1 protein-coding gene is annotated in these 532 nt (G+C 64.3%); it reads right to left on the bottom strand.

What is annotated here, in order from left to right; all coding sequences use genetic code 11:
* Positions 1–532: hypothetical protein (locus C6P64_RS18225; RefSeq protein WP_211296855.1), on the bottom strand; the 532-nt coding region annotated here is incomplete at both ends.

Here is a 532-nt window from a genome sequence, read left to right as displayed (position 1 = left end):
GGTCACCGCACGGTTGCTGGCCGTCGGGGCGTCGTTGATATTGGCCACTGCCGTCGTCGCCAAAGAGATCTTGCTTTCGGCCGTCCCTTGGCTGTCGGTGTAGCTGGCCTTGACGCTCATAGCCTTGCCCACCTGGGCCTGGGTCAGCGTAAAGGTAGAAGCGGTGGCTCCCGTGATCGCCGTGCCATCGGCCAGCCACTGATAGCTGATCGTGCCCAGGCCGTCCACATCCGCCAGCGTGTTCGAAGCAGTCAGGGTCTGGCCCTGGGTGGCCGTGCCGCTGATGGTGACTGCCCCCGTCGGTGCGTCATTGACCGGCGTGACGTTGAGCGTCATCGTGTAGGCGCTGGCCGAGTTCTGAATACCGTCGCTGACCTTGAAGCCGAAGCTCGCGTAGCCCGTGCCGTTGCCGTTGGCCACCGGGGTGTAGGTCAGCTTGCCCGCCGTGATGTCGGCTGCGCTGATGACCTGGTTCAGCGTGACATCAACCCCGTTGAGCTTCAGCGCACCGAGCGTCTCCAAGGTGGTCACC

It is taken from the genome of Malikia granosa, assembly GCF_002980595.1.
GTDB lineage: Bacteria > Pseudomonadota > Gammaproteobacteria > Burkholderiales > Burkholderiaceae_C > Malikia > Malikia granosa.
Note: the sequence above shows the minus strand (reverse complement) of the source record. Positions and strands in the feature narration are given on the sequence as shown.